Here is a 6,002-nt window from a genome sequence, read left to right as displayed (position 1 = left end):
GAGCTCGTGCGTGCGCAGGGCACGACGGACGCGCCGCAGACCCACGGCGTCGAGGCCCCCGAGGGGCGAGCAGGCCAGGCGCGCGGCCGTCGTGGCGTCGAGCGCGGCTGCACCGACGCACACGCGCATCGCGTCCAGCACGGGCCGCGCAGCCGGCTCCTCGCGAAGCGGGACGTCGCTGCCCAGCACGCTCACCGGCACGGACGCCTCGGCAAGCGCGCGCCGCAGCGCGGTCACCTGTGCCCCCGAGCGGGCGACGACCGCCATCTCGCTCCACGCGACGCCCCGCTCCACGTGCGCACTGCGCAGCGCGTGCGCGACGAAGGCCGCTTCCTGCGCAGTGCTCGGCAGCACGGCGACCCGGACCTCCCCGCCGCCCGCCCGCGCCGGGACCGCGCGCCGGTGCTGGACGCCGCCCACCGCACCCACACGCTCGGCGATCCGGCCGACGACGTCGCGCAGCTCCGGGTCGTGCCGCCACGCGGTGCGCAGCACGACCGTGCGAGCACCGAGCTCCCCCGGTCCCGGACCGTCGAGACCGGCTCGGCCGACCAGCGACGGTGTCGCGCCCCGGAACGTCTGCACCGCCGCGTCCGGGTCCGCCAGGAGCAGCACGCGCGCACCGTCGTCCGCGAGCACCCGCAGCAGGCGCGCGGTCGCCGACGTGCTCTCCTGGTGGTCGTCCACCACCACGAGCCGCCAGCGCGGGCGGACCGTGCCCGGCACCTCGTCCTCCCAGGTCAGCAGCGCCTGCGCCGCCTCGTCGACGACCACCGCCGGGTCGAGGCGGGCGCCCAGGTCCGGCGTGCCGGTGCGCAGCTGCACCACGTCGAGGTACTCCTCGTACAGCCGCGCGGCGCTGGCCCACGCGGGCCRACCGTGCTGGTCCGCGAGCGCGGCCAGGTCGACGGGGGTCAGGCTGCGCTCGGCGGCGCGCATCAGCAGGTCGCGCAGCTCGTCGCGGAACGGGCGCAGGCCCAGCACGTCCGGCCGGACCTCGGGCGGCCAGGCGAGCGGAACGCCCTCGCCCGCCGCGTGCCCGGCCAGCAGGTCGCCGATGAGCAGGTCCTGCTCGGCCCCGGAGACGAGCGTGGGCGGCGGTTCCCCGAGCAGCGACGCCCGGGCGCGCAGCACCGAGAAGGCCGCCGCGGCCGCGGTCTGCACGAGCGGTCGCCCCGAGGTCCGCCGCAGCCGCGCCGACAGCCGGTCCCGCAGGTCCGCCGCCGCCCGGCGACCCGACGACAGGACGAGCACGTCCTCCGGCGACATCCCCGCCTCGACCGCCGCCACGACCGCCTCGAGCGCGACCGTCGTCTTCCCGGTGCCGGGCGCGCCGAGCACGAGCAGCGCGCGGTCCCTGGCGGACACCGCCGCCGCCTGGTCGGGGTCCAGCTCCACGACAGCCCCCGGGCCGCTGACGGGGACGTCCGCGAACGCCGGGCGCACGAGGCGCAGGGCGTGCGGAGAGCTGGTCACGCGGTCGATCCCATCACGAGCCACCGACACCCGTGCGCACGACCCGCGCACCGTGCTCAGGTGCTCAGGGGAACGGCCACGCGTTCGGGATGCAGGGCGCCGCCTTGTACGACTGCTGCTGCATCAGGGGCGCCAGCTGGCCCGCGCCGCCGCACCGCTCGTGCCCGTGCCCGAGCAGGTGGCCGACCTCGTGGTTGACCAGGTACTGCCGGTACATCACCTTGTCCTGCGCCAGCTCCGCGGTCGCCAGGACCCACCGACGCAGGTTGAGCACCGCGTGGCCGTCGCGCCCGCAGGACACCTCCCCGCCGGTGCGCAGCGGCGCGCAGAGGTCGTCCACGGTCGACGGCGACGCCAGGACCACCCGGAGCTCGGCCTCCCCGTCGGTGCGCGCGAACGACAGCGAGCCGTCCGCGCCCCAGCCGCGGGGGTCGTTCAGGGTCGCCATCACCGTCGCCGCGAAGGCGGCACCGTCGACCGCGAGCCCGTCCTCGACCTCCACGCGCACCGTGCGGACCGTCCCGGTGCCGGGCCCCGGGTCCGTGCCGGGCACGACGCTCAGCGTGCCCGGTCCCGACTCGGGGATCTCGTTCGACAGGAGGCCCGCGGCCACGTCGGCGGCGGTCAGCCCGGGCGGCAGCGCCACGATGCTCGGCGGCTGCTCCGTCGGCAGCATCCCGTGCGGGACCGCCACGGGGTTCGGCAGGAGCGACGCCCGCTCGCCGAGCGCCCGGCTCTGCGAGCCGATGCGCTCCACGGGTTCGACCGGGGCGGCGGACGAGGTCCCCAGCACGTCGTCGACCATCGCGGCGGCACGCGGCGCGCTCACCGCCCACAACCCGCCGCCCGCACCGAGCGTGAGCCCGAGCGCGACCGCGACGAGGCCGGGGAGCATGCGCCGCGCGGAGCCGGAGCGGAGGCGGTGGCCCGCGCGCGGACGACGACGAGGGACCGACGGGCGTCGAGACGCACGCGTCGATCCCTGGTCCGTCCGGAGCAGTTCCGGGGCCGTCACCGAGCCATCGTCGCATCCCGGACACATCCCGTGGCTACCATCGCGGGATGACGGACGGGACAGACGACTCGACCCCGAGGCACCGCAGCCCCCGGATGGCGCGCGACGAGCGCCGCGCCCAGGTGCTCCGCGTCGCCCAGGAGCTGTTCTCCTCCGAGGGCTTCCACCACGTCTCGATGGACGACATCGCGGACCGCGCCGAGGTCAGCAAGCCCGTCCTGTACCGCCACTTCCCCTCCAAGCTCGACCTGTACCTGGCCGTCGTCGACCAGAACGGCGCCGACCTGCTGGTCGCGGTCGAGAAGGCCGTGGCCGGCATCGAGCAGGGGCCGGTGCGACGCGGGGACGGGCGTGACGTCATCGCCGCGATCGTCAAGGCGTACATCATGTTCGTCGAGGGCGCAGGAGAGTCCTCCGCGCTGCTCTTCGAGTCCGACGTCACGCACGACGCCGACGTGCGCGCCCGCGTCGAGCACGCCTCCTCCGAGGCCGCTCGCCGCATCACCGTGGTCCTCTCGCAGGTCACAGCCTTGTCGCTGGACGACGCGGGCATGCTGGCGATCTCCCTGATCGCGATGGCGCAGGGCGCGGCGACGCACCGGCTACGCCAGCCGAGCGACGTGGGGCCTGAACGGACCGTCGAGCTGGTCACGCAGCTGGCCTGGGGCGGGGTGTCCGCCCTGATCCGGCCCGACTTCGTCTACGAGGACGCCTAGGATCGGACGACGTGCCACGGCCCACCGGCCGAGGCCGCCCGAGAACCACAGCGTGGAGTAAGGACGTGAAGGAGATGACGGTGGAGATCACCATCGGCGTGCAGAACCTGCCCCGGGAGATCAGCCTCGAGTCCGACCAGACGCCGGACGAGGTCGCTGCCGCCGTGGCCGCCGCACTGAGCGGCCGGCCGGCCCTCGAGCTGGTGGACGTGCGCGGCCGCCGCGTCATCGCCCCGCCCGGATCCGGCCGGGCGGGGCTCTCGCGTGCGTCAGGCGGTCAGGCCCAGGCGGGCCATGCGGCGGGTGTGCTGGGCGGTCAGCTCACCGAAGAGCTTGGTCGGGGCGTTCGGCGGGGCGTCGGCCTGGCTCGCGGAGCCGAGTGCGACGAGCCGGACCAGGGCCGGACGCTGGACGAGCAGCCTCTGCACCACCCCGAGCGCCTCGCCGACCAGGCGTCGACCCCACAGGGCGAGCCGCGCGGTGAGCACCCCGTCCGCCGACCCCGCCGCGTCAAGCTCCGCGACGGCCAGCTCCGCGTGCGAGGCGTCGTCGAGCACCTCGAGCACCACCGTGCGCGACCCGGCGTCCAGGCCCTCCGCGGCCAGCCGGCAGAAGTCGTCGGCCACGCCGTACCCGACGTACGCCTTGAGCAGCCGCTCCCACCAGGAGCCGGGGGGTGTGCGGGCGTCGAAGTCGTCGAGCACGTCGCCGTACACCCGCACGGCGGCGACGGGGTCCCCGCCGATCTCGGCGATGCGGGCCAGGACGCGGTCCCGTCGCTCGACGGCGGCAGCGGCGAACCGGCTGAGCTCGAGGCGCTGCTCGATGGTCGGCGCGAGGGCCGAGTCGGCTGCGAGGCGGGCGAACGCGACGTGCTCCAGCTGGGCGACCAGTCCGAGCAGCTCCACGGCGTCCGCGTGCTCCAGGGAGCCGACCGGAGGGGCCGCGGTCGCGGTCGGGGAGGCCTCGGCACCGGTGCCTGCGTGCGTCGTCGTCATCCGAGGATCGTAGCCCCGGCGGGGCGTCGACCGGCCGGCGGGAGGCGTCGGATAGACTGTGCAGGTAATTCGGTTGCCCGGTCGTCTCGGTATCCCCGTTCGTTCGACGATCACACCAATTCTCGCGCAGCCCCGGACCCGTCCGGACGACGCGCGCGAGTCGACTTGCACGATCGGCTGCCGGCCAACCCGCGTGGTGAACTCCGCTGTCGCCCGGGACGCTCCGACACCCGTCGGCCCCGGCAGCGCGCGGCACACCACCCTTCGCAGTGAAGAGTCCTCGTGACCACCACCGACGAGACGCCGGAGCAGGTCTCTGCTCTGGCCGAGCCCATGACCCGCCCCCTGAAGAACACCTGGTCCTCCGTGCAGGCCGTCGAGGCCTCGTTCGCGGACTTCGACGTCCGCCCGGAGATCGTCCAGGCGCTGGCCGACGCGGGCATCACCCACCCGTTCCCCATCCAGGCGATGACCCTGCCGGTCGCGCTGTCCGGCCACGACATCATCGGCCAGGCCAAGACCGGCACCGGCAAGACCCTCGGCTTCGGCGTCCCGCTGCTGCACCGCGTGGTCGCCCCCGGTGAGGAGGGCTACGAGCAGCTGCCCCACGCCGGCAAGCCGCAGGCGCTCGTCGTCGTCCCCACGCGTGAGCTCGCCGTCCAGGTGGCCGGCGACCTGGCCACCGCCAGCTCCCGCCGGAAGGTCCGCGTGCTGCAGGTCTACGGCGGCCGCGCGTACGRGCCGCAGATCGCCGCGCTGAACACCGGCGTCGACGTGGTCGTCGGCACGCCCGGGCGCATGATCGACCTGCTCAAGCAGAAGCACCTCGACCTGTCGCACGTGAAGGCGGTCGTGCTCGACGAGGCCGACGAGATGCTCGACCTGGGCTTCCTGCCCGACGTCGAGACCCTCCTCGCGGCCACGCCGGCCAGTCGTCACACCATGCTCTTCTCGGCCACCATGCCCGGCGCCGTCGTCGCGATGGCGCGTCGCTACATGACGCAGCCGACGCACATCCGCGCGGCCGACCCGGACGACGACGGCCAGACGGTCAAGAACATCAAGCAGGTCGTCTACCGCGCTCACGCGCTCGACAAGGTCGAGATGCTGGCCCGCATCCTGCAGGCCCGGGGCCGCGGCCTGACCATCGTGTTCGCCCGCACCAAGCGCACCGCCGCCAAGGTGGCCGACGACCTGGTCGAGCGCGGCTTCGCCGCCGGCGCGCTGCACGGCGACCTCGGCCAGGGCGCCCGCGAGCAGGCGCTGCGCGCGTTCCGCCACGGCAAGGTCGACGTCCTCGTCGCCACCGACGTGGCCGCCCGCGGCATCGACGTCGAGGCCGTCACGCACGTCATCAACTACCAGTGCCCCGAGGACGAGAAGACCTACCTGCACCGCACCGGCCGCACGGGCCGCGCGGGCGCCAAGGGCACCGCGGTCACGTTCGTGGACTGGGACGACATCCCGCGCTGGGGCCTGATCGACAAGGCGCTCGGCCTGGGCATCCCGGAGCCGATCGAGTCGTACTCCTCCTCGGCGCACGTGTACGAGGACCTCGACATCCCCGAGGGCACCAAGGGACGTCTGCCCAAGTCGCAGCAGACCCGCGAGGGCCTGGGCGCCGAGGTGCTCGAGGACCTCGGCGAGACGGGCAAGCGCGGCGGGGGGCGTCCGGCGACCACGCACTCGGACGCGATCCGCGGCGGCGGGCGGGGCGACTCGCGTCGGGGCGACTCTCGCTCCGGCGACTCCCGCGCGCGCTCCGGCGAGACGCGGTCCGCGTCGTCGGCGCCGACG

5 protein-coding genes and 1 pseudogene are annotated in these 6,002 nt (G+C 74.9%); 3 read left to right on the top strand and 3 right to left on the bottom strand.

Annotation, left to right across the window (positions count from 1 at the left end; all coding sequences use genetic code 11):
* The coding region (locus tag AC1DUQ_RS19275) for a UvrD-helicase domain-containing protein (protein WP_477074379.1) at positions 1-1,476 on the bottom strand (1,476 nt) is incomplete at its 3' end.
* 64 nt (positions 1,477-1,540) lie between these two features.
* Entirely contained in the window at positions 1,541-2,371 is an 831-nt protein-coding gene (locus tag AC1DUQ_RS19270) for a DUF3152 domain-containing protein (RefSeq protein ID WP_477074378.1), read from the bottom strand.
* A gap of 167 nt (positions 2,372-2,538) precedes the next feature.
* Between AC1DUQ_RS19270 and AC1DUQ_RS19265 the strand changes: the two genes are divergently transcribed.
* Positions 2,539-3,207 (top strand): TetR/AcrR family transcriptional regulator, encoded by a 669-nt coding sequence (locus tag AC1DUQ_RS19265; protein ID WP_477061514.1) that lies wholly within the window; start codon positions 2,539-2,541, stop codon positions 3,205-3,207.
* 74 nt (positions 3,208-3,281) lie between these two features.
* Positions 3,282-3,431, top strand: a pseudogene (locus AC1DUQ_RS19260) (DUF3107 family protein); the annotation flags it as partial.
* Positions 3,432-3,476: 45 nt separating this feature from the next.
* On the opposite strand, the gene AC1DUQ_RS19255 reads toward AC1DUQ_RS19260, so the two are convergent.
* Positions 3,477-4,205: a ferritin-like fold-containing protein gene (locus tag AC1DUQ_RS19255; protein WP_477061513.1), complete on the bottom strand. Its 729-nt coding sequence runs from the start codon at positions 4,203-4,205 to the stop codon at positions 3,477-3,479.
* Positions 4,206-4,538: 333 nt separating this feature from the next.
* Between AC1DUQ_RS19255 and AC1DUQ_RS19250 the strand changes: the two genes are divergently transcribed.
* Positions 4,539-6,002 (top strand): DEAD/DEAH box helicase (locus AC1DUQ_RS19250; protein WP_477074380.1); only part of this gene is annotated, 1,464 nt, incomplete at its 3' end.

The sequence above is a fragment of the Cellulomonas sp. P4_B5_2 genome, from assembly GCF_056402235.1.
This window is presented reverse-complemented; position numbering and strand designations above follow the sequence as displayed.

Excerpts from the sequence above, each read along its gene's own strand:
- AC1DUQ_RS19270 (WP_477074378.1), bottom strand. The coding sequence starts at position 2,371 with ATGCTCCCCGGCCTCGTCGCGGTCGCGCTCGGGCTCACGCTCGGTGCG.
- AC1DUQ_RS19265 (WP_477061514.1), top strand. The coding sequence starts at position 2,539 with ATGACGGACGGGACAGACGACTCGACCCCGAGGCACCGCAGCCCCCGG.
- AC1DUQ_RS19255 (WP_477061513.1), bottom strand. The coding sequence starts at position 4,205 with ATGACGACGACGCACGCAGGCACCGGTGCCGAGGCCTCCCCGACCGCG.